Genomic DNA, 22,685 nt, shown 5'->3' on the forward strand with positions numbered 1-22,685 from the left:
TCAAATCAATATTGGCCGCGTTGACGTAAACCGTGCGGCCGTCGCGGATAGCTTCATAGCCGTCAACGATTAGAGACTGGGGCGAACCTTGGAGCTTCAGATTCTTTTTGTACCAGGTTAGAGGAGAGAAATGCCCCGGGTTGGGTAAAACGCGCAGGGCGATGGCGTCGGGAGAAAGGGGGGCGGCGAAGGTAAAATGAGATAATAAAAAAACCGCTGTTAAAAATATTATCACGATAAATATTTTTTTAGCCGATTTATTAAATCTCATATAAAATTTTATTTTTGGCAGCGATCGCACCAATGGGTGCCTCGGCCGCCGAGTTTCATCTTTCTGACAATGCCGCCGCAATTTCTGCATTTCTCCCCTGCCCGGCCGTAAACTTGCAAATATTTTACAAAATTTCCGGCTTGCCCTCGAGCATCTACGTAATCGTTAAATGAAGTGCCGCGATATTTTATGGCATAGCGCAATATTTTAGGAATCATCAGCCATAACTTTTTTATTTCATCTGGCCTTAAAGTTTCCACCCGCCTAACAGGCTTAAGGCGCGCGGCGAAAAGAGCTTCATCGGCGTAAATATTGCCTATACCGGCGATATATTTTTGGTCCAGCAAAAATTGTTTAATCGTGGTTTTTCGCTTATGGGTTAAAACTTGTTTAAAATATTTTAAAGTAAATTTCGGGCTTAACGGCTCTACTCCCAAACTCCGGCCAATGCTTTTTAATTCACCCAAGGAAACTAATTTTATCCAGCCAAATCTCCTGACATCGTTAAAATACAAAGCGCTTTTATCGTTAAATCTAAAAATAACCCTGGTAAATTTATTAGGCAGCTCTTGAGCTTGATTTAAAATCGGGTGGCCGCCGGCGATTATTTTGGTTTTTATTTTATATACCAGCTGGCCGGTCATTTTAAGGTGGACTATTAAGCTTAACTCGCCCAAATCAATAATTATCATCTTGGCCCGGCGCTTAACCGCTTTGATTTTTTTGCCAACCGCCTCCTTGATTTTTCCGCCGGACAGCTGAAAAACTTTATGATCAAGCGATTCAATACCGATAATTTTTTTATTTTTAAGTCCCCTGTTTAAATCGCGGACGATAGTTTCTACTTCCGGCAGCTCGGGCATAATTTTTAAATTTCTAATTACTCTAATTACTAATTAATCTAATTAAACCCCAATGTCCAAGCGCTAATGTCCAATAAAATCTTAAGCCCCAAATCCTAATTTATTTTTTGGGATTTAAAATTTGGAATTTTTTTGGTCATTGGGTATTGGGATTTAGTCATTTATTAGAAATTAGATATTAGGAATTATAAATTATTAATTTTGTTTACATAATGATCTCTCCTTCACAATTGTTCTTATCTATCCCGGCGGCGTTGGCTTCATCCGTATCAATATGCATGGCCAGCTTAAAATCCGGGCTGACTCTGACTAAAACATTTTCAAAAAGTAAATCACGTTCGCCGCTCGTGTCAACTTTAACGCGGTCATAATTTTTTACTCCAATTTCAGCGGCGGTCGCCGGATCAATATGGATATGCCTTAAAGCTAAAATCAAGCCCTGCTTTAATTCAAGCTGGCCGCGCGGACCGATAACTTTAATGCCAGATGTTCCGACTAAATTACCCGAATCTCTAATCGGCGGCTCTAAGCCGAGCGCTTTAGCATCAGTTTCCGATACCTCTATTTGCGTTTCTTTGCGGCAGGGGCCAAGAATTCTGACTTTTTCTATCTCCCCTCTCGGGCCGATAAGCTTAACGGTTTCATTGGCCGCGAACTGCCCGGGCTGGGATAAATCTTTATATTTTGACAAGGCAAAGCCGGCGCCGAATAAAACGGCCGTATCTTCGCATGATAAATGAATGTGGCGAGCCGATATTTCAATAGGTACTTTCATAATAATGCTATTGGTTAAAGGTCTTTTTTGCTTAATAAGCCGTTTTGCGCCCCGGGGATGCTAACTACCGAAGCGGCGTTTCTTGAAGCTAAATGCAAGGCTTTTTTTATGTCTTGCTTATATAATTCCAGTCCGGCGATAAAAGCCGAACCGAAAGAATCGCCCACTCCAGTGGTATCGGCGCGCTGTTTTTCTTTTATGATCGGCTGATGATAAATTTTATTTTCGCAAATCGCGTCGGCGCCGTCCCGTCCGCCGGTGATAACAACGATTTTAGGGCCGTAAGAACTTAGAGCCAAGAGCAAATTTTTTACATTATTTAAAAAGGCGCGGCTCTTAGTTTTATATTTTTTATCTGACATGACTAATTCTATGGCTTCGTCTTTATTAACAATCAAGCAGGTTGTATTTTTAAAATATTTCCCGATGCCAGAGAGGCCGGTTAAAATCTGCCTATGTCCCGGGTTCCAGGCAATCTTTTCATTTTTCACGGAGAAAATCTTTTCTAAATTTCTTTTCCATTCCCCGGATAAAGAGGTTAAATATATCCACTCGCTTTGATATAGAGTCTCAACTTCAAAATTATTAATGGTTAATTCGCTGTTGGCCGCGCGATTGGAAAAAACAATATGCTCGTTAGTCGGCCCGACCAATAAAAAAGAAAAGCCGGTCTCAATTTTTTTAACTTTTTGCACTAAAGTTATGTCAACGCCATGGGCTTGAAAATTATTTAAAATTCTTTGGCCGCGGGCGTCTTCGCCGATGGCCGAGAGGCAAGCCGCCTTAAAGCCGAAGCCGGACAAACAAACCGCGGCGTTAGCCGCGCCGCCGCCGAAACTGGAAAAAGACTTATCAACCTTAATTTTGGCGCCATATTCAAAAGCCAATAATTTCTGCCGGGTCAAATCTTTCTTGTTGTTGATTAAAATACCTTCGCTGGTATAAAAAGTAATGTCCTCGGTCGCCCCGCCTATGGTTATAACATCGTATTTCATAGAAAAATTGTTAGTATTAATATATTTATATTATAACATATAAAAACCCCCTTTAACAAAGGGGGTAAATATAATTTAAGGATCGCATTATTTCTTTAATAACTCTTTAGTAAATTTCTTTATCTCCGGGCCGATATCATCGCGGTCAAAAGCGTATTTCAGCATGGTCTTCATGTAATTAAGCGGGTCGCCGGTGGTCAGCCATTCGCCGCCCTGCACTTTTTTAGCGTAAAATTTACCGCCTTGCTTAACATACTGCTTAATAGCGTCAACTATCCAAAGTTCGTTGCCCTTACCCAAAGGCAAATTTTTTAAAACATCCACGACATCCTGGTTTAAAATCATGCGGCCGAAATCGGCCAGGCGCGACGGCGCTTCTTTAACGCTCGGCTTTTCAACTATATCCTGAATCTGCATAGTGCCTTTTTTAACTTTAACGATGCCGTAGCGGACAACATCTTCTTTGCTCACTTCCTGCACGCCGATCATCAGATGGCCGGTTTTATTATAATCATCGGTCATCTGCTTGGCGAAAGGCACTTTTGATTTTACCAAATCATCGCCCCAAACGAACATAAACGGCTCGCCTTTGACAAGGCTGGCCGCGGATAAAACCGGCGTGCCGTTGCCGTACGGTCCTTTTTGCCTGACATAAATAAAATTGGCGAGGTTAGCTATTTTTTTTACCTCTTCCATTAATTTATCTTTGCCGGCTTTTTTTAAATCATCAATCAGCGCCCAATTATAATCAAAATGGTCTTCCAAAGGCTTTTTATCCCATTTAGTGACTAAAATTATATCCTCAATCCCGGCCGCCACTAATTCTTCAACCACTAACTGGATAATCGGCTTATCAACGATCGGCAGCATTTCTTTAGGCATGGCTTTAGTCGCCGGTAAGAGCCTAGTGCCCGAGCCGGCCACGGCCACGATAGCTTTTTTTATTTTTTGCATAATATTAATTTATAATCAAAATATTTTTATCCCGCTAGCCGGAAAAAAGTTTTTAACTTATCCCCCATTTTTTTAAATATTTAAGCCAGGAAATTATATGATGCCAGGCAGTTAGGCTGGTAAAAAATTTATACCAGGCGACGCGCGCGCTTTGCCGGGCATGATTATGGATAATCATGGCTTGCGGATTATAGACGACTTTCCAGCCGGCCTGCCAAAAACGCTTGCATAAATCAGTGTCCTCAAAATAAAGAAAAAACTTTTCATCGTACAGTCCGATTTGCCTAAAGGCCGAAGCGCGGCAGAACAAAAATGAGCCTAAAAGCCAATCCACTTCGCGCAGGCTGTCTTTATTATAATCCTTATATAAAAATCTGTCTAAATCTTTTTTGCCAAGTCCAATTTTCCCTAAAGGGGTGCGCCTGAAAAGCGGCGTCATTAATCCGGGCCAGCGAAAGCAAGAAGCCTGGATAGTCTTATCAAGGTTAAATTGCTTAGGCCCAACTACACCGGCTCCGGGATTATTTTCCAGGTAATTAAACAGCTTTAAAAAAACATCTTTGCCGGCCAAAGTATCCGGATTCATAATCACGATATACTTCCCTTGGGCGATCCTCGCGCCTTTATTATTAGCCGCGCCCAAGCCGATATTTTGGCCGTTCATGATAAATTTAATATCTCCGAATTGCTTTAAATCATCGCCTTTTAAATCGCCGGAATAATTATCTACGATTATAATTTCATAAGCCAAGCCGGGCCAATCAGCTTGCCTGATAGACCGGACGCAGTTCAGAGTTAAATCTTTGGACTTATAATTTACTATAACGATGCTGATATCCATAATAAAAAATTACCACGCAATTAAAAACCTTACTGCCCGCCAATATATATTAAAAACCACGTTGGAAATCTCCAGCTGCTTGCTGTTAATCTCTTGATACCAGATCCTGCCGGAAAATAATTTTACTATATCTTTGTCTTTAACTTGCCTTAATTTTTGAACCCGTTCGCGGGCTTGCCTGATATAGCGCCAATTTTTTAAGCTTAAAAAATATTTGTAAACCCCGAGCTTTTCCTTAAACCAGCCTTTGCGCGCGGCAAAAAATAATAAGCCGAGTTCCATGGCAACCAGCGCGGGAAAAATCAATATTAAAGTAAATAAATGATAATTTTTCAGCATGGCGATAAGGCGATTGCGGTCCATCCAATAATATTTTTTAATGCTGCGGGAAAACTCGTATTTATGGTAAACCACGGCTTCGCGCGCCAAAATACACTTAAAGCCGGCCAGCCATAGCCGCCAGCCCAGATCCTGATCTTCATTATACATCCAAAATTCCTCATCAAACAAGCCGACTTTTTCTAAGGCCTCGCGCTTAAATAAAACCGCCGCGCCGGACGGGTAGCAAATTTCATTTGTCATTTGGTCTTTTTTATCCGCCATTTCTTCTCCATAGCCTTGGCTATACCCGAAACCCAAAAAATGCGTAATATTGCCTAAGCTGTTTATTTTATTTTTATCGCTATAAAGCATTAATCTCGCCTGCACCGCGCCGATTTTACCCCCTTTAGCAAAGGGGGCTAGAGGGATTCTATTTTCTTCTGCTTCTCGCACCATCTTCCCGACGCAATCCGCCTCTAAAACCGTATCCATATTGAATAAAATCACGTAGTCAAATCCCCGCTCTAGCGCTAATTTCATGCAATCATTATTCCCTTTGGCAAACCCGCCATTATTTTTATTTCTGATTATTTCCGCTTCCGGCGCCGCTCGCTTTAAAAAATCATAGCTTTCTTCCGTGCTTTCATTGTCAGTTATAAAAATTTTCATTTCGCCAGCGTAAGCCTGCTTTTTTATGCTAGCGGCACATTCCGCCAAATATTTTTCGGCGTAATCTTTATAATTCGGACTGATTATTATGGCAACTTTTTTATTCATAAGTTAAAATTGTCATCGCGAGCCGCGCTGATTTATTCCAGCGGACTTACTATCTCTCTTAATTTATTATTCGCCACTTTGGTATAGATCTGCGTGGTTTCCAGCCGCGCGTGGCCCAATAGCTCCTGTATATACCTTATATCAGTTCCGCTTTCAAGTAAATGAGTGGCGAAACTGTGGCGCAGGCTATGCGCGGATATATTGGGCTTTACTTTAGCCAAGCGCGCCGCCTCGCCCACTATTTTTTGAATTGTGCGCACGGTTAATTTTGTTCCGGCGGGCTGGCTTTCAAATAAAAAAGTCAGCGGCTGATATTCCAGTAAATATTTTTCAATATTTCTTAAAGTCTGATCGGAAACTATCGTTATCCTGTCTTTGGCGCCTTTGCCATGCCTGACCGTAATAATCCTGCGGAAAAAATCAATATCATTGATTTTCAGATCAACCGCTTCGCTGACTCGGAGCCCTGAACCGAATAATATTTGGATCATCAATTTATGCTTAATATTATCCAAAACGTTTATCATCATTACTACTTCATTTTTACTAAGCACAACCGGAAGCTTTTTTTCGCTTTTTGGCCGCTTAATTCCGATTTTTGAAATAAAAAAACTCCTTTGCAATACGCCTTCGTAATAAAATTTGAAAGAATTGATGGCTAAATTAACGGTTGATGATGATTTACCGAGATTAAACAAACAATCAATATAATCCCGCAAGTCTTCGGAGTTTATCTCTCTCGGGCTTTTATTTGCAAATCTAAGCAATTCTTTGTTATAATAAAGATAAGCTTGAATAGTTTTCGGGCTGAAATTGCGTATCCTCATTTCCCGAGCTAAATTAAACATCGGATCCTTGCTTGGATATTGATAATTTCCGTTCATAAACGGTTCTGGTTAGAAATTTATATTATAATTTTAACTAATTTTAAATAATTAATCAACAAGTTCGCATATAACTAGTTATACGCCATTTTGAAAAGCCCCCTTTATTTTTTTAATAATTTTGGCAATTCTTTTTGGGGTCGAAGTATAACTGGAATTTATAGATAAGTATTAATAAATTAATATTAAAATTATGAAAGAACCAACAATGCCAGGGATGGAAAATAAAGGAGAGAAAAAATCCTGGGAAGATTTATCAAAAGTAGAAAAAACAGCTGAAGGTTATAAAGCTAACAGTAGATTTATTAGATATGAAATCTTAAAACAGTTAGGAGAGCAAATGGTAAATATGGCTGAAACATTTAAAGATGAAAGAACCTCAATGGACGAGAAGGCTAATGGATTGCATATAACTGACAGAGTACATGTTCAAATTCCAATGGATGAAAAATATTCTCTTGGAAATAATTTTAGTTTAAAAGAATTTGAATCTTTCGATCTAAATTTACCTGAAAGATTTATTAAGTTTATTGAAAGCGGACAATTAGACGAAATTGGATTCGAAAACGAGGCTGGTTACAAGGTTAGCGCTACCCTAGAAGGTGATAATTTAATTATAAAAAATGAAGGAGCTTTCTAAAATGAATTGCCAAAATTAAATACACTAATGTAGGGGCTTTTCAAAACAGCGCATAACAACGCATATCTGGCTACGGGAAAATCACTCAAATATATTCAAAGGATGTGATTTTCCCTCCGCCCAAATTTTCATCCCTTAGTTTCGATGAAGATTTAGGTGGAGATAATTAAACAAAGCATTTTCTGAAATCAAAGGTTCATCCTGTTAAATCGGGATGAAAACTTCAGATGATGCGTGAACGTTAGACGAAATTTATTTTTAATTCCCTTTAATACTTACGCTTATGAAAATAGCAATCATATCAGACATTCACGACAACTTTCATAATATTATTCTGACCTTGAAAGATATTAAAAAGCGAAAGGTCGATCAAATTATTTTTCTTGGCGATTTTATCAATAACGGAATAGCCAAGGTTCTTGCGGAATCACCAATTCCAATTTTTGCCATTTGGGGAAATAATGATGGTGATAAAACAATGATTACCAAAACATCGCTGAGTGAAAAAAGTAATTTAACCGTAAGTGAAAATATTTACGATTTTTTGGAGTTTGATAACAGAAAAATTTTTATAACCCATTATCCAGATTTGGCTAAGCCAATGGCAAAAACTGGAATTTACGACGCAGTATTTTATGGGCATAATCATTTGAAAAACGAAGATAAAATCGGCGACTGTTTAGTAGTTAACCCTGGTGAGATATCTGCCCACAAAACTGGTGTGGCAACTTTTGTGATTTACGATACCAAGAAAAATAATATTGATTTCATTGAGTTGAAAAACTCCGTGACTTGGAAAACGAAAGTTGTCGATGAATATATAAAAACTTCCACGTTTAAATTTAGTAAGTCTAAACGCCACCAGTATTAAAGGGAATTAAAAATAAACTCAAGGGGGGCGCTGCGCTTTTGCCCCGCTCATTATTAATAAATTCACATATAGGAAAGCGGGGCAAACCCTCGCCTAACAACGCGATAAGCGGAAAAGTCCTCAGCTCGGACTTTTCGCAAATTTGACTTATTTTTTATTTAACAGTAAAATAACTGCATAAACTATAAAAATATGCGTAAAATAGACCTAAAATCAGTAGTTTGGAAAGAGGGCAAACATTATGTTTCTCAATGTTTAGAAGTTGACGTTTCCAGCTTCGGAAAAACCAAAAAAGAAGCCTTAGCTATGCTACAAGAAGCATTGCAATTATATTTTGAAGATATTCCTGTTCCAAAAATGGCTGAGGTAAAAAATCCGATTATCGCTTCGGTTAAGCTTCAATATGCCTAAACCTTATCCACTTCGACTCATACTGAAAGTCCTTCTTAACAAGGGCTTCTTTTTTGTTTCACAAAATGGCTCGCACGCTAAGTATCGTTGTCATCACAACCCAGAATTAACCGTCATTATTCCAATGCACGGCAAAGAAGTGCTTTATGGCACTTTTAGGTCTATTTTACGCCAAGCAAAATTACAGCTTAGCGATTTTGATAATAAAAAATAAGTCAAACTTCGCTTATCGGTATACGTTAGGCGAAATAAAAAAACAAATTATAAAATATATGGAAAAACCAATTTATGAACATCCTGAGGATACCGCATCGGATTTGATGAAAAATGATTATCTAAACGAATATCTTACATTTAATAGGCTACTTTACGATGAAGGCAGCAAATATAAAAAACCGCCTCTTGCTCCGAGAGGTTTTTCTCAAAGATATCCAAATATGACATTCAGCGGCCTGCCTTTTAAGATTTCAGAAATAGATAGACAAAAAATTGAAGAACTAGATAAATTGTCTGTCGAGGCTAATCGTTTATTAAATGAAACGCCTTCAGACACAAATGCGCTATTAAAAATAGTTATTCTGGTTGCAGAAATATGCGGCAGGCCTGACTTTGCAAATAACTTTAGGGGAGGTGCCAAGGAATAATTTGTTTTTTTACATCGCCTAACACGCGATATCCGCAAGAGCTAAAGCCACATTTCAATTTGCTTCGCTTCATTGAAATGTCGGATATCGCGAAACGTTAAGTGAAATTTTAAAGAAATATTTTTGTTATTTTACAAAAAAACGACCTCTTTTGTGGGTGGGTCGTCATAGCTTCATTGAAGCAACCTCTGTTTTTTTACGAAGCTAGCCCTTCCCCTAGATTTAACCGGTGAATCCAGAGGCAATCCGACCTCCTCGGACGGCTAACTTTTCCGAGTATTTATAATAATTTATATTATCCATTATAAAATGTCAAGATTTAATATATACAAAAATATTTCTTTAAAACTCAGAGGGTCGCTGCGCTTTCTTTTGCCCCTATATTTTAGTATAATTACATTAAGAAATTACAAGCCTAAATAACCGGTAATTTTTATAAACTAGAAAAAAATATCTGATGAAAAATATACAGCATTATTCTAAAGAATCTTGGCCAAGGTCGCTAACAAAAATGATCACTTATAGAATAGCCATTCTTATCCTTGATTTTACCATCGTCTATTTACTGACGGGAAAAATTGAGATTGCTTTAGGCTTTATGGTAGCCAGCAATATTTACACCAGCATAGGCTATTACATCCACGAAAGAGCCTGGGATCGCGTCAAATGGGGAAAAATCAAGCAGGCTAAAAAATAACAGCGCTCTTTAATTATTAAACAAAAAATATGAAAAAAATTAATATCGGCATACTGTTTGGCGGTAAATCCGCCGAACACGAAGTCTCTCTGCAGTCGGCAAAAAATATTTTTGAAGCGATTGATAAAAAAAAATACAATCCTATTTTAATCGGCATTGATAAATCCGGCAAATGGCTGTTAAGCGACAGCTCTAAATTCCTGCTTAACGCGGACAACCCCAAATTAATAAGGCTCAATCAAGCCAGCGACCACGTGGCTTTAGTGCCTCAAAGCGGCGGCAAAATATCAAATTTATTCCACAAAGGCAAGAAAAAATCCATTGACGTCATTTTCCCGATCTTGCACGGCCCTTTCGGCGAAGACGGCACGGTCCAAGGCTTATTAAAGCTCGCTAATATTCCTTTCGTCGGCGCCAGCGTTCTAGGCTCGGCGGTCGGCATGGATAAAGACGTAATGAAGCGCTTATTGCGCGACGCCGGCCTGCCTATCGGAAAATTTATCACTCTCAATTCAGGCGATAAAATTCCCGGATATAAAACCATCGCGGAAAAAATCGGCATGCCCTGCTTCATAAAACCGGCTAACATGGGCTCGTCGGTCGGCGTGAGTAAAGTCAATAGCCAAGGCGAATATTTAAAGGCCATAAAAAACGCCTGGCAATATGACACAAAAATTTTAATAGAAGAATATATCAAGGGCAGAGAAATTGAATGTTCGGTTTTAGGCAACGCCAACCCTATCGCCTCCGTACCCGGCGAAGTGACCCCCAGCCATGAATTTTATTCTTATGAAGCCAAATATCTTGATGAAAAAGGCGCGATTTTAGAAATTCCCGCAAAACTGCCCAGCCAAACCATAAAAAAAATCCAGGCTTTAGCCGTAAAAACGTTTAAAACTTTATCTTGCGAAGGTCCGGGCCGAGTTGACTTTTTTCTCAAAAAAAACGGGGATATCATCGTCAACGAGATTAATACCATGCCGGGCTTTACAAAAATAAGCATGTATCCGAAATTATGGGAAGCCAGCGGCATAGCTTATGCCGAGCTGATTGACAAATTAATTCAACTAGCAATTGAAAGATTTAACAAAGAGCAAAATTTAAAAACAAATTACGTTAAATAAAAAACGACAAAATGAAAATTTATAAATATATTTTGGAAATAACGGTCTTCGCCTGCGGAACCGTTGTTATGATATTTGAGCTCGTCGGTTCAAGAGTCCTCGGCCCGTATTTCGGCACCTCTATTTTTGTCTGGACAAGCTTAATCGGCATTATTTTAGGCAGCCTTAGCCTCGGCTACTATCTTGGCGGTAAAATCGCGGATAAAAAAACCAGCCTAAGCGGCTTATCGCTGATTATTCTTTTAGCGGCAATCTCTATCGGCTTAACGATTCTAATTAAAGATTTTTTACTGGCTGTTTCGCAAGCCAGCTTTACGGATATCCGCCTGGCCGCGGTTTTAGCGTCCTTGATTTTATTCTCGCCCGCCAGCATGCTCTTAGGCATGGTTTCTCCTTACGCTGTTAAGTTAAAAATGGAAAATTTAAATACCTCGGGCAGAACCGTAGGCAATCTTTACGCCATCTCCACGGTTGGCAGTATTATCGGAACGTTTTTATCCGGTTTTTACTTAATCCCGCGCTTTGGCACAAACAAACTCTTAATTATTTTATCAATAATATTAATTATCGTTTCTTTGGCGCTGGCTGTAAAAAAATATACTAAAACAAAATTGCTTGTTTTTATTATTGCCGTCGTTAGCTGGTCGGCAATTAGCGGGCTTGATGGCCTAGCTCTAAAAAATGGCTTTATAGACGTTGACACGGCCTACAACCGCATTTGGATATATAATCGCCTTGAACCGAATACAAACAGACTTACTAAAATAATGGGGATAAACAACGAAAATCATTCATCAATGTTTTTGGATAGCGATGAATTGGTAAATGAATACACGAAATATTATCATTTAGCCAAGCACTTTAATCCCAATTTTAAAGCCACTTTGATGCTCGGCGGCGCCGGCTATTCATATCCAAAAGATTTTTTACTCAAATATCCCGAGGCCATGATTGATGTGGTTGAAATTGACCAAAAAATCACCGACCTGGCGAAAAAATACTTTAGGCTGAAAGAAAATCCCAGGCTGAATATTTTCCACGAAGACGGCAGGGTATTTTTAAATAAAACGCGAAAAAAATACGACGTAATTTTCGGCGATGCTTTTAGCTCGCGCTATTCTTTGCCTTATCAGCTAACAACCAGAGAAGCTGTGCAAAAAAAATATGACATTTTAAACGATGGCGGGGCCGTCATTTTAAACATCATTTCGGCAATAGACGGCGAAAAAGGCGAATTTTTAAGAGCCGAATACGCTACCTACAAAAATATTTTCCCGCAAGTTTATCTATTCCCGGTTAGCCGGCCAAACAATGGAAGCGCGGTGCAAAATATAATATTAGTGGCCCTAAAATCTAAATCGGAACCAAAATTTGATAGCGCTAATCCGGAATTAAATGGATATTTAGAGCATTTATGGAAAAAAGAAATTGATACGGATATACCGATTTTAACCGATGATTACGCGCCGGTAGATTACTATATCAGTAAGGCAATTTAGAAAATAAAAATCGCTAAAACAAAAACATGGCTTAAGGCCATGTTTTTTAAGTTTTACTTCGGCTCTTTATTCTAAGCTTCTCCCCTAGCGTAACTATCAGCAGACCGGCGAACCAAGCTATTTTTAAAATCCAGTATTCATAAGCCGGCCGCCATTTTTTAAAATATTTCAGCATGGAGTCGCGGAAATACTTTTGCTTGACCGCCAAATTCACTTGCTTAAAGCTCTGCCCGATTAAATCAATGCATTCAGCCGTCGGCATATACCAAATTTGCCCGCCGGCCTGTTTAACACGCCAGCAATAATCAACTTCCTCAAACCAAAGAAAAAATCTTTCATCCAGCAGGCCGATTTTTTCAATCGCCCGCTTTCTTATCATAAAAAAACCACCCCTGATAGAATCAACCGAAGCCGATCTTGAATAATCAAAATCATTTTTTAAATATTTATTCAAAACCGAAGGAAAGATATGAGGAATTTTTAAAATAACTGCCAACTGGTCAATTAGCGCGGGAAAACGGCGCACCTGCTTTATAAGCTTAGCGCTTTCATCAACTAATTTACAGCCGGCCACCCAAGCCTGGTCATGCCTATCCATCCAGGAAATCATGCGCGACAAAGTATCATCAAACACGCGCATATCCGGATTTAATAATAAAACATATCTGCCGCTCGCTTGCTTAATCGCTTGGTTATTAGCTTTGGCAAAACCCAGATTTTCCCGATTAACTATTAATTTTACTTGCGGATAATATCGTTTGACCATTTCAACGGTGCCGTCGGCTGAATTGTTATCAACCACAAAAACTTCAAAATCAGCGCCCTGGCTTTCAAACAGCGCCCTTAAATTATCTTTTAATTTTTCCTTGACGTTCCAGGAAACGATGATGATTGAGAGGTCCATATTATTTAATCTCGCCTTTTTAGGCGGTCGAGAATCGCTTTTGGTTTTTTTAAATAAAATATTAACCGTGGGTAGAAACTGGTAGACACGCTCCACTCCACCGCCCAACAGTTTAGACAACCGGCGCAATTGACGATTTTTCTTCTAATTTCTTTCGCTTTGTCGCTCTGCCAAATTTCGGTCGGAGTATTATTTCTAACATTGCCTAATATCTCATCCCAACGGCTTAAACAAGGAGCAATATTGCCATCACAACGCAAAATAAAAAAAGTTTCGGTAGCAAAACACCTAAAATTGATCGATTTATTTTGGATAAATCTAAGCCATTTTTCACGTACGATAGTCTTAGGCTGACTACTAACAGCAGCATACATCTTTTCTTTATTTTGGTTTTTATTATTCTGGCTATTTTCATAAAAAGATGATTGGTTATACCATTGCATAATAAATTCAATATTTAAATTATTAGCATAGTCTTCAACTTTTTGCCAACTTTCTATGGTTAAATCGGACAATGTAAAGCCGATAGCTAAGGTTAAGTGGCGAGGATATTCTTGTCTTAATTTTACCAACTCGCGCAAAAGATAATCTACTTTTTTAAAATTTCCCGGCGTACCGCGCATCTTATCGTGCTCTTCGCCTATGCCATCAAGAGAAACGCTAGCATTAATCTTAATACCCTCTTTCAATACCGTGCCGACCGTCTCTATCATACGTTCAGGCAGCAGTCCGTTAGTGCTGATATTCAGACAAGCGTCCGGAAAAAATTCATGTTCCAACCTGATAATATCAATAATATCGCTCCGTAGTAATACCTCGCCGCCTGAATTAATGATAATCTCTATGTCTTTAAAAAGCGGATCACTGAAACATTTCCTTATCTCTTTTAAGGTTAGCTCGTCTTTCGCAGGCTGTTTTTTCCAGATATTGCAATGTTGGCAGCGCGAATTGCACCTTTCTGTCAAGCCGAACCATAGCCATTTTGGCCGCAGGCTCTTGCCTAAAAAAACTTTAAATAAATTGCTATTGCCTTCAAAAAATTTGTTAACTAATTTTTTAGATAAATTTAAAAATTTTTTCATAATTTATTATCTACTCGCAAAAAATTTGCTTATAATCTTAAACGAGTTTAATGGGTTGGTAAAAATATATTTAACGCCAATTATCGGGTGCTTTAAAAAAAGTCTAAACATCTTATTGGCTGAAATACGGCCGCTTCTCATTTCCTGCTCCTTAATCTCCGTTTTTATTTTCTGAAAAATAATTTTGAATTCTTTTTTAGACATAGTATTTACGATCAACCTTTCATCGTCAAAACCCATATCACTATCTGGACATAAAACCCCATAATTAATATCCTTATTTATTAATTTTTTTTCAATTGCCATTTTCCATAGTTCTGTACCTGGATAAGGAGTAGTAATTCCGATCCCAACAAGATCTAAATATTTAATATTATTTTTTATAAATTCCAAACTTTCCAACATATCCTGCTTCGTTTCACCTGGTGTGCCAAACATAAAACTTGCGCTTACTTTCAGGCCAGCCTGCCTGCACAATCTCATAGCTTGAACATGAGTTTCCGGAGATTCTTGCTTTTTTAAAATATCAAGCACTCTTTGCGATCCACTTTCCATTCCTATAGATACCAATGAGCAACCATTATCTTTCATTCTAGACAAAATTCCCAAATCCACTCTTAGTATAGCATCACTACGTGCTTGGCAACCCCAAGTAATCCTCTCTTTCAATCCATTTTGTTCGAACAGGGTTAAAAGCTTATTCAGACGGTCTTGATTTACAATCATCTCGTCATCGGCAAAGAAAAAAGTATTTAAGCCGTATTTATTTACTAAAAAATTAAGATCGTGGAAAACACGATCGGCGCTAAAATATCTTACCGGAGTAAAGCGCCCGCTATTATGACAAAATATACAGCGATAAGGACAGCCTCGGCTTGTTGTTATTGTTAGAGCCCTGGCGTCGGCCGGTGCATACGGTATAGTTTTAGCCGTGTTGTCGGTAGCGCCGATATAATATTCCATATCCATTAATTGCCAAGCCGGCGGAGGCAATAAATTTATATCATTTACAAAATCTCCTCTAATAATCCCCTTTTGCTGCTTGGTTTTAAACGGATCTTTAATAAAATCATCGACGATCTTCTTTAAAGCCGATTCGCCTTCGCCCTGAATAACTATATCAGAATGTTCCAGTGCTTCTTCGGGCATTGCGCTGGCATGCACTCCGCCGAAAATAATCAAAATAGAAGGATTCTCCATACGGACACGATCGGCGATGGCGTATGCATCTTTGATAGTTAAAGTAGTCGAGGTAAAACCGATAATATCGGGCTTTATTTTATTTATTTTTTCAAAGATATTTTGCCCGGCCATTCCGTCAATAATGTAAACTTCTATTTCTGTAAAATTTTCCAGCAAATAGGCCGCCAAAAATCCAATATTAATGGGCGGAGCAGCTGTTGAGACGGCTCGATGGGTTTTTGGTGGATTTATGAATGCTATTTTAAACGGCATTTATTTTGTTATTATTTTTTCCAGCATAGCTGTTGACCTTTCCCAGGTGAACCCCCTAATTTTTTCATATCCGGCCAACGATAGCCTTGATAATTTTTTCTCGTTTTCTATTAATTCAATTATTTTTTCCCCAATTTGATCTGGTTTATTTGGCGGCACTATTATAACAGTTTGTTCGTCAATAGCATAATCCCTGATCGCTCCCGTATCGGTAGAAATTACAGCGCACTTACACGCCATTGCCTCCATGGGTGGCAGGCCAAATCCTTCTTCGCGGCTGGGCCAAATAAAAATATCGCTTTGACAGTAAAGTTTTCTTAGCTCTTCGGGGGTAGGCCGATAATAAAAATCGTAACCAGCTATTTCCGGTCCTGGCCGATAAGCTCCAAATAAAGTCAAACTAATCTCCGAATGCTTATCCTTGGCTATTAAAAAGGCTTTTAAACCGTCAAAAAATCCTTTTTTCTCAAGCACATGATACATCATCAAGATTTTCTTCGCGGTATTGATCTTTTTGTTTTCATTAAAAAATTGTTCCGTATCGATTCCGTTGGGTACTACACCGCAAACTTGCTCATGGAATCTTGTTTCTGCTAATTTCTTCAACCGCTGGGCAATAACAATTTTTTTTAATGGCATTCTCCAGGTCGAGTCAACCAGTTCTTTATTCCTGGTCCAAATTTCATAATCCTGAATAAAATAAAATTTTTTCCCCTTACTTTGAGGATAGGCTGCCAACCAATCTGCTGTCTCGTTTGCCGTAGCTATAGTAACGTCCGTATCGGGCACATTCTCTGCTGCAAGATTTTCAATTCTTATAATTTTTACCATTGGATCAAGCTTAAACCAATCCGGCCTGTCCTTGCCACTCATTACTTTTATCCTGTATTTTAACAGTTTTAAAAAACCTAAAAGCTTTTCTTTTACAGAAGCATCTTTATTCAAAACAAAAGGACTGATAATTGTTACTTCGTGCCCCAAAAAATTCAGGTTATTAGCGTGAGCAAAAATCACCTTTATGCCTCCGGTCAAACCTGTCGTAGGGACAAGAAAATTAATTTTCATATGGTTCTTTTTTTATCAGTACCGCATTAAAATAAGAATCAAACAGCAAAAAAACAAATATTCTTAAATAATTAATAACTTTCATGACGGTTTGAATGTTTAGTGCTCTTAATATTATTTTATATATTCCGCTCCGCGATTTTAAAGCTCTTGATATATTCTCGGGCAATAATATCTCATACTCAAACTTATTTTCCTTAAAAAACGTCTTCCATTCCCTTATTGAATATCTTTTTTCGTTCATGCCGTCTTCCAGATCGGCTTTCGCTTGGCCCCTTTCCTTGGTCCCTATCATGCCCTGGCATGGTTCATTTAAAACTACCAATTTACCTCCGGATTTTAAGACCCTATATATCTCGGCTAAAGTCTTGCCGACGTCAGGACTATGATGAAGAGAAGCGCTGATTAAAACGAAATCAAAAACCAAATCCTTAAAAGGCAGATTACTCATATCAGCTGAAATCCTTTCAAAATAGATATTTTTATTTTTTAAAAAAATATTGCCAGATTCTAACCCGTCTGGCGGCATGGTAAGGATATCAAGCGCAATACAATAATTTTTTTCAGCCAGCCTGGCGGTTACCCAACAATTGCCCGCCCCTATCTCTAGAATTGTTTTATTTTCAACATTTAAATATTTACTGAAGCTTAAAATAATATTTTCGCTGATTAATCGGCCAATTCTTTCCGTACGTAAGTCTATTCCCATTTTTTTTACATTAGGAAAATTTAACACCCAACTATCATTCTTAAAATCTGATATTTTATTATCTTTTTTTACTTCTGTTTCATTGGCTTTTTTTTCCTTCTCCGCGGATTCACTTAATTTTTCGTATAAATAAAGAATGCCTTTCGATATCAAAAAAATAGACCTGCAACTTTCACAAATCAAGCTACCGTCAATGATTGTTTTGTTTTCTGTTTTTGATTCAACAAATTCAAGATCACTGCCTGAACAAACCGGACAATTTATATATTTTAATAATTCTTTGCGCATAGTTGCTACTACATATATTTTTCAATTTCATTAATACCAACTCTAATTTTCAACTGCTCTCGCCTCTTTTTTATTTCCGACGACAGACTCCATAATTTTATAAATTCTTTTAACAAATATTGTTCAAGCAATAAGACAAAAACTAAACTTTTGATTTGATACCACCATGTCGCCGATTTAACCCGCCAGGAGATGGGCAGGTTTTTATATTTTACTAACAATATCCAATGATTTAAATAAGCCCATTTTTTAACTTGTTTATTTTTTTTAGCTCGATTTAATATAATTTGCCAATTACTCTCTCCAACCGGGGCTATCGAACGATGATGGTAGGCGACGGCATTGGGGCTAAAAATGATTTTCCAGCCGGCTAAGCGCAAACGATAGGAAAGGTCGCAATCTTCTTTATACATAAACATCAACTCGTCAAAATATTCCGGATAATTCCCATTATCGTAAGCGACATCGCGAAGCGCTTTTAATCTTAGCATAACTGCGGCGCCGGTAAAACCAAATACTTCTTCGGAAGCGATTAAATCTTTTTTATCTTGCTCGCCTTGATGACAATCGGAAAAACGATGTTCAGGTGTGATAAAAATTCCATAGCTATCAATAATACCGGTTTTTTTATTTTTAATAAAATCCCAATAAAGTATTTTTGGCGCGACCGCCCCGATTTTTTCATCGCTTTCCATAACCTCTAACATTTTTCCCGCCGCTTCCGGCTCTAAAACCATATCCGGATTCAGCGCTAAAAAATACTCCGCGCCGGCTTCAACCGCTTCTTTAATCATTAAATTAAAAGCTTTGGCAAAACCTAAATTTTTTCCGGCCCAGGTTAATTCAATTTCCGGAAAATTATTTTTTATATAAGCCGAATTGCCATTTTTTTCTTCTTCGCTGTTATCAACGGCTAAAATTTTAAAATCTTTAAAAGTCTGATTTCTAAGGCTTGGCAAAAAATACGGCAAATACTTTGCCGTGGATTCGCCGTAAGCTATAAAGCCGATATATAAACGCATGCCTTTCTATATTACAATCTTTTTTTAGCTAAATTTTTTAATTCTTCGTTAAATTTTACGATGGCCTGATTGATTATCGGGTCGAATTTTTCGTATAATTTCTTTTCTTTAACGTATTGCCCGGCCTCCAAAAGCGAATCGAACGTGCCGGCGTCCAGCCATTTGCCTTTCACCAAGCCGACTTCCAGCTCGCCTTTTTCCAAATACCAATTATGCAAATCAACTATCTCTATCTCACCGCGAGCGCTCGGCTTAACTTGTTTAGCCGCTTTTACTACCCTGTTATCATAAATATACAGGCCGGGGATGATATAATCGCTGACCCATTCTTTAGGCTTTTCCACGATCTTTACCGCTTTCATCTTATCGTCAAACACCACCACGCCCGACCGTTCCGGATCCGGTACTTTAACCGCGAATACTTTGCCGCCGCTCTTGAATTTTTTTATGTCTTCGGAAAAATCATCTTCAAAAATATTATCGCCTAAAATCATAGTTACATTATCCTCGCCGATAAAATTTTCACCAACGATAAAAGCGTCAGCCAAGCCGCGGGGCGTTTTCTGCACTTTAAATTCCAAGCGGATATCGTTTTTTTCAAAAATAGAGCCTAAGAGATTCAAAAAAAGGCCGGAATGCTCCGGAGAAATAATTATCAATATATCCCTTATGCCGGCCTTCACCAAAACATTCAACGGATAAAAAATCATCTGACGATCATAAATCGGCAAAAGCTGCTTTGAGGTTGTGGCCGTTAAAGGAAACAAGCGAGTAGCCGTTCCTCCGGCTAAAATAATTCCGCGCATAATAATATAAGTTTAAAATTTAAATTTAAAATTTGATTTTTACATTTTACATTTTTCAAGGTATTCTTCTAAGGCCTCCCGATAATCTCTTAACGGCGGCAATTTGGTATTTAATAATACCGAATACTTAGGCCTTTTCGCCGGACGAGCCAGTTTTTCGCCGGTTACGGCTTTCACTTCAGCTTTAATCCCGGCCAGCTTGAATAATTCTAACGCCGCCTCATGCCAAGTGCAGGCTCCGCTATTAGTTATATGATATATGCCGTAGCCGCTGTTTTTATCAACCAATTCTTTAGTGGCTTGAGCTAAATCGGGCGTATAAGTAAAACAGCTTAGTTCTTCGTCAACCACTTCAAGTATCGGCTTAATTCGCGCTTTCTCCAGCATAATATCAAAAAAACTCGGCTTAGCCATTTCACTTTTTCCTTTAGGCCCGAATAATTTTGACGTCCTGATTAAATACCACTTCAGCCCTGAACCGCTTAATTCCAAAATCCTTTTTTCGCCGTGGAATTTAGTTTTGCCGTAGCGGTTAACCGGCCTCGGTTCTTCAGTCTCAATATAGCCGCTTTCCCGAGCTCCGTCAAAAACATAATCGGTTGAATAATGCACGAGCGTAGCGCCGATACGCAAGCAGGCTTCGGCTAAAAATTTAGGACCGTCAATATTTATTTTTTTCGCCAGCTCGTATTCTTCGTCATCAGCCTCGCATTTATCAACCGCGTTATAGGCCGCGGCATTAATTACCAATTCCGGCTTAACATCGGCTAATTTTTTTAGTATCAACTCCCGGTCGCTTACGTCAATTTCTCCCCTATCCCAAGCGATAACTTCATTACCAACCGCAAACACTTTTACTAATTGTTGGCCTAAATTTCCTTTAGCGCCTAAAATTAATATTTTTGCCATATTTTTAATGTCATTGCGAGGAGTCCGTACTCGGACGACGAAGCAATCTAACAAATTATAAACTTTTTTCTAAACTTGTCATCCGTGAGCCTACCTGCCTACCGGCCTGCCTGCCGGTAGGCAGGTAGGCAGGCTTCGCTTCTTACAGAAGCTCGCAATGACAATCAGGATAAATCTAAAATTTTTTCTAAATACTTTTTAACCTCCAACTGTCGCTTAAGCGGATTTTCCAATTCTATGCTGATTATATCCGCCAGATAATCTTTATATTTTTTAACATAGTCAAGCTCGCTTAAATCGGCTAAATCATGGCTGTCGTAACTATAAAAATCCTGCTTACTTGACTTATCATAATAATGAATTTTTTCCGGCTTAACCGCCGCAATATGGTTGCAGCCAATTTTATGCTCTTGGCCGAATTTTTTTAATTTAATATTTTCGCTTCCGTTTTCACCCTCCGATAATACTAGCGCCTGCCAATGCGACAGATCAAAACATAGGCCGGCATATCTTTTCAAATCATTCTCTGTCGGCGTGTTACTTACAGTATTTTCAACATAAATTTTTTCAAAATAATTCTTATAATCCCGAGTTGATTTATAAAAATCATTTTCCGAATGCACGTTAAAAACTTCTGTTCCGTATTTATTTGTCAAATAATCCAATTCCTCAAGTTTCATATCATCTCTTAAATGAACATGCGGAATTTTTTTCAAACCGGTTTTTTCTAATAAATCATAAAGTTCACGACGCTCTTCTGCGTTAAGGGAAGTAGGGAATAAAGCGATTTCTTTAAGGCCTAATTCATCAATTTCTCTAACTTTATTTTTCCATTTGCCCGGCGTCCTCGTGGTTAGCCCTGGCAAAATTTTCTTATTTGCCATATTGTTTTTTATAATATTCCAAATATTCCCCGCTTTTTATATTCTGCCACCAAGCTTGATTATTTTTATACCAATCTATGGTTTTTCCCAGACCTTCGTCAAAATTAACAGCCGGCTCCCAGTCCAACTCGTTTTTAGCCTTAGAATAATCTATAGCGTAGCGCAGGTCATGGCCCGGCCGGTCGGAAACGTATTCAATCATCTCTTCGCCCCGATCCATTAATTTTAAAATTTTTCTGGTCAATTCCAAATTAGTTAATTCGCTGGCTCCGCCCAAGCAATAAGTTTCGCCTATCCGGCCTTTATTAATTATGGCGTCAACGCCGGCGTTGTGGTCACCAACATAAATCCAGTCGCGGATATTATTGCCCCGGCCATAAACCGGCACTTTTTTATTTTCCAGCAAGTTTGTTATGAATAATGGTATTACTTTTTCCGGAAATTGGTACGGGCCATAATTATTTGAACAATTGGAAATCGTAACCGGCAGCTTATGCGTATGCCAATAAGCGCGCGCCAGATGGTCTGAAGCCGCTTTAGAGGCGCTATATGGGCTTCTTGGATCGTAAGCGGTCTTTTCATTAAAAGCCGGGCCGGCCATGCCTAAAGCGCCGAAAACTTCATCCGTAGAAATATGGTGAAATCTTATTTTACCGTTATTTTTAGCCGCGTCCAATAAAATTCGCGTGCCTTCCACGTTAGTTCTTATAAAATCGCCGCAATCTATAATAGAGCGGTCAACATGCGACTCGGCCGCGAAATGCACGATTAAATCAACGCCCTTAACAATCTGGTTGACTAAACCAGCGTCGCAAATATCGCCTTTAATGAACTTATAATTTTTATTATTTTCCAAATCGCGTAAATTTTTCAAATTGCCGGCGTAAGTCAAGGCATCCAGATTGACAAGGCTGTCAGACGGATATTTCTTCAGCCAATAGTGTATAAAATTGGAACCGATAAACCCGGCTCCGCCGGTTATAAGTATCTTCAT

The 22,685-nt window shown here is 38.6% G+C and carries 26 protein-coding genes; 8 read left to right on the top strand and 18 right to left on the bottom strand.

Annotated elements, in window-relative coordinates; translation table 11 throughout:
- The 8 genes from WC639_03665 to xerA form a co-directional block, all read right to left on the bottom strand.
- Positions 1 to 271: hypothetical protein (locus WC639_03665; GenBank protein ID MFA6306876.1), on the bottom strand; the 271-nt coding region annotated here is incomplete at its 3' end.
- 8 nt (positions 272 to 279) lie between these two features.
- Positions 280 to 1,134 (bottom strand): bifunctional DNA-formamidopyrimidine glycosylase/DNA-(apurinic or apyrimidinic site) lyase, encoded by an 855-nt coding sequence (mutM, locus tag WC639_03670; GenBank protein MFA6306877.1) that lies wholly within the window; start codon positions 1,132 to 1,134, stop codon positions 280 to 282.
- 205 nt (positions 1,135 to 1,339) lie between these two features.
- Positions 1,340 to 1,909, bottom strand: coding sequence for a phosphate propanoyltransferase (locus WC639_03675; GenBank protein ID MFA6306878.1), 570 nt, complete (start codon positions 1,907 to 1,909; stop codon positions 1,340 to 1,342).
- A 14-nt stretch (positions 1,910 to 1,923) separates the two neighbouring features.
- A complete protein-coding gene (locus WC639_03680; protein MFA6306879.1) occupies positions 1,924 to 2,904 on the bottom strand; it encodes a PfkB family carbohydrate kinase in 981 nt (326 codons plus the stop codon).
- Positions 2,905 to 2,991: 87 nt separating this feature from the next.
- Positions 2,992 to 3,858, bottom strand: coding sequence for a UTP--glucose-1-phosphate uridylyltransferase (locus tag WC639_03685; protein ID MFA6306880.1), 867 nt, complete (start codon positions 3,856 to 3,858; stop codon positions 2,992 to 2,994).
- Positions 3,859 to 3,910: 52 nt separating this feature from the next.
- Entirely contained in the window at positions 3,911 to 4,699 is a 789-nt protein-coding gene (locus tag WC639_03690; protein MFA6306881.1) for a glycosyltransferase family 2 protein, read from the bottom strand.
- Positions 4,700 to 4,708: 9 nt separating this feature from the next.
- Positions 4,709 to 5,797, bottom strand: a complete 1,089-nt coding sequence (locus WC639_03695; GenBank protein MFA6306882.1) for a glycosyltransferase family 2 protein — start codon at positions 5,795 to 5,797, stop codon at positions 4,709 to 4,711.
- A gap of 32 nt (positions 5,798 to 5,829) precedes the next feature.
- The gene (gene xerA / locus WC639_03700) at positions 5,830 to 6,681 is read right to left on the bottom strand and encodes a site-specific tyrosine recombinase/integron integrase (GenBank protein ID MFA6306883.1); all 852 of its coding nucleotides are present in this window, start codon (positions 6,679 to 6,681) and stop codon (positions 5,830 to 5,832) included.
- A gap of 193 nt (positions 6,682 to 6,874) precedes the next feature.
- Between xerA and WC639_03705 the strand changes: the two genes are divergently transcribed.
- The 8 genes from WC639_03705 (at position 6,875) to WC639_03740 (ending at position 12,567) form a co-directional block, all read left to right on the top strand.
- Positions 6,875 to 7,321 (top strand): hypothetical protein, encoded by a 447-nt coding sequence (locus WC639_03705; protein MFA6306884.1) that lies wholly within the window; start codon positions 6,875 to 6,877, stop codon positions 7,319 to 7,321.
- Positions 7,322 to 7,604: 283 nt separating this feature from the next.
- Positions 7,605 to 8,192 (top strand): metallophosphoesterase, encoded by a 588-nt coding sequence (locus WC639_03710; protein ID MFA6306885.1) that lies wholly within the window; start codon positions 7,605 to 7,607, stop codon positions 8,190 to 8,192.
- A 192-nt stretch (positions 8,193 to 8,384) separates the two neighbouring features.
- Positions 8,385 to 8,603, top strand: a complete 219-nt coding sequence (locus tag WC639_03715) for a type II toxin-antitoxin system HicB family antitoxin (GenBank protein MFA6306886.1) — start codon at positions 8,385 to 8,387, stop codon at positions 8,601 to 8,603.
- On the top strand, positions 8,596 to 8,817 hold the full coding sequence (locus tag WC639_03720) for a type II toxin-antitoxin system HicA family toxin (GenBank protein MFA6306887.1): 222 nt from the start codon (positions 8,596 to 8,598) through the stop codon (positions 8,815 to 8,817). Before WC639_03715 ends, WC639_03720 begins: the two co-directional genes overlap by 8 nt.
- Before the next feature lie 58 nt (positions 8,818 to 8,875).
- Positions 8,876 to 9,247 carry a hypothetical protein gene (locus WC639_03725; protein MFA6306888.1) on the top strand — a complete coding sequence of 124 codons (372 nt, stop codon included), beginning with the start codon at positions 8,876 to 8,878 and terminating at the stop codon, positions 9,245 to 9,247.
- 457 nt (positions 9,248 to 9,704) lie between these two features.
- Complete coding sequence (locus WC639_03730) at positions 9,705 to 9,944, top strand: DUF2061 domain-containing protein (GenBank protein MFA6306889.1); 240 nt, start codon at positions 9,705 to 9,707, stop codon at positions 9,942 to 9,944.
- 29 nt (positions 9,945 to 9,973) lie between these two features.
- Complete coding sequence (gene ddlA, locus WC639_03735) at positions 9,974 to 11,068, top strand: D-alanine--D-alanine ligase (protein MFA6306890.1); 1,095 nt, start codon at positions 9,974 to 9,976, stop codon at positions 11,066 to 11,068.
- 11 nt (positions 11,069 to 11,079) lie between these two features.
- Positions 11,080 to 12,567 carry a fused MFS/spermidine synthase gene (locus WC639_03740; protein ID MFA6306891.1) on the top strand — a complete coding sequence of 496 codons (1,488 nt, stop codon included), beginning with the start codon at positions 11,080 to 11,082 and terminating at the stop codon, positions 12,565 to 12,567.
- 46 nt (positions 12,568 to 12,613) lie between these two features.
- Here WC639_03740 and WC639_03745 read toward each other — a convergent pair whose 3' ends face one another.
- From WC639_03745 to rfbB, 10 genes are all read right to left on the bottom strand, one after another.
- Positions 12,614 to 13,471 carry a glycosyltransferase family 2 protein gene (locus WC639_03745; GenBank protein ID MFA6306892.1) on the bottom strand — a complete coding sequence of 286 codons (858 nt, stop codon included), beginning with the start codon at positions 13,469 to 13,471 and terminating at the stop codon, positions 12,614 to 12,616.
- A 5-nt stretch (positions 13,472 to 13,476) separates the two neighbouring features.
- Entirely contained in the window at positions 13,477 to 14,553 is a 1,077-nt protein-coding gene (locus WC639_03750; protein ID MFA6306893.1) for a radical SAM protein, read from the bottom strand.
- Between the two features lie 6 nt (positions 14,554 to 14,559).
- Positions 14,560 to 16,008, bottom strand: a complete 1,449-nt coding sequence (locus WC639_03755) for a radical SAM protein (protein ID MFA6306894.1) — start codon at positions 16,006 to 16,008, stop codon at positions 14,560 to 14,562.
- A complete protein-coding gene (locus WC639_03760; GenBank protein MFA6306895.1) occupies positions 16,009 to 17,073 on the bottom strand; it encodes a glycosyltransferase family 4 protein in 1,065 nt (354 codons plus the stop codon).
- Positions 17,063 to 18,070: a class I SAM-dependent methyltransferase gene (locus WC639_03765; GenBank protein MFA6306896.1), complete on the bottom strand. Its 1,008-nt coding sequence runs from the start codon at positions 18,068 to 18,070 to the stop codon at positions 17,063 to 17,065. The genes WC639_03760 and WC639_03765 overlap by 11 nt, the downstream gene beginning before the upstream one ends.
- Positions 18,071 to 18,078: 8 nt before the next feature.
- Positions 18,079 to 19,092 (bottom strand): glycosyltransferase family 2 protein, encoded by a 1,014-nt coding sequence (locus WC639_03770; GenBank protein ID MFA6306897.1) that lies wholly within the window; start codon positions 19,090 to 19,092, stop codon positions 18,079 to 18,081.
- A gap of 11 nt (positions 19,093 to 19,103) precedes the next feature.
- On the bottom strand, positions 19,104 to 19,898 hold the full coding sequence (locus tag WC639_03775) for a sugar phosphate nucleotidyltransferase (GenBank protein ID MFA6306898.1): 795 nt from the start codon (positions 19,896 to 19,898) through the stop codon (positions 19,104 to 19,106).
- 39 nt (positions 19,899 to 19,937) lie between these two features.
- Positions 19,938 to 20,807, bottom strand: coding sequence for a dTDP-4-dehydrorhamnose reductase (gene rfbD / locus WC639_03780; protein MFA6306899.1), 870 nt, complete (start codon positions 20,805 to 20,807; stop codon positions 19,938 to 19,940).
- Between the two features lie 164 nt (positions 20,808 to 20,971).
- On the bottom strand, positions 20,972 to 21,691 hold the full coding sequence (locus tag WC639_03785) for a hypothetical protein (protein MFA6306900.1): 720 nt from the start codon (positions 21,689 to 21,691) through the stop codon (positions 20,972 to 20,974).
- Complete coding sequence (gene rfbB, locus WC639_03790) at positions 21,681 to 22,685, bottom strand: dTDP-glucose 4,6-dehydratase (protein ID MFA6306901.1); 1,005 nt, start codon at positions 22,683 to 22,685, stop codon at positions 21,681 to 21,683. The genes WC639_03785 and rfbB overlap by 11 nt, the downstream gene beginning before the upstream one ends.

This window comes from Patescibacteria group bacterium (assembly GCA_041662965.1).
Lineage (GTDB): Bacteria > Patescibacteriota > Patescibacteriia > Patescibacteriales > GWC2-42-12 > JACPHD01.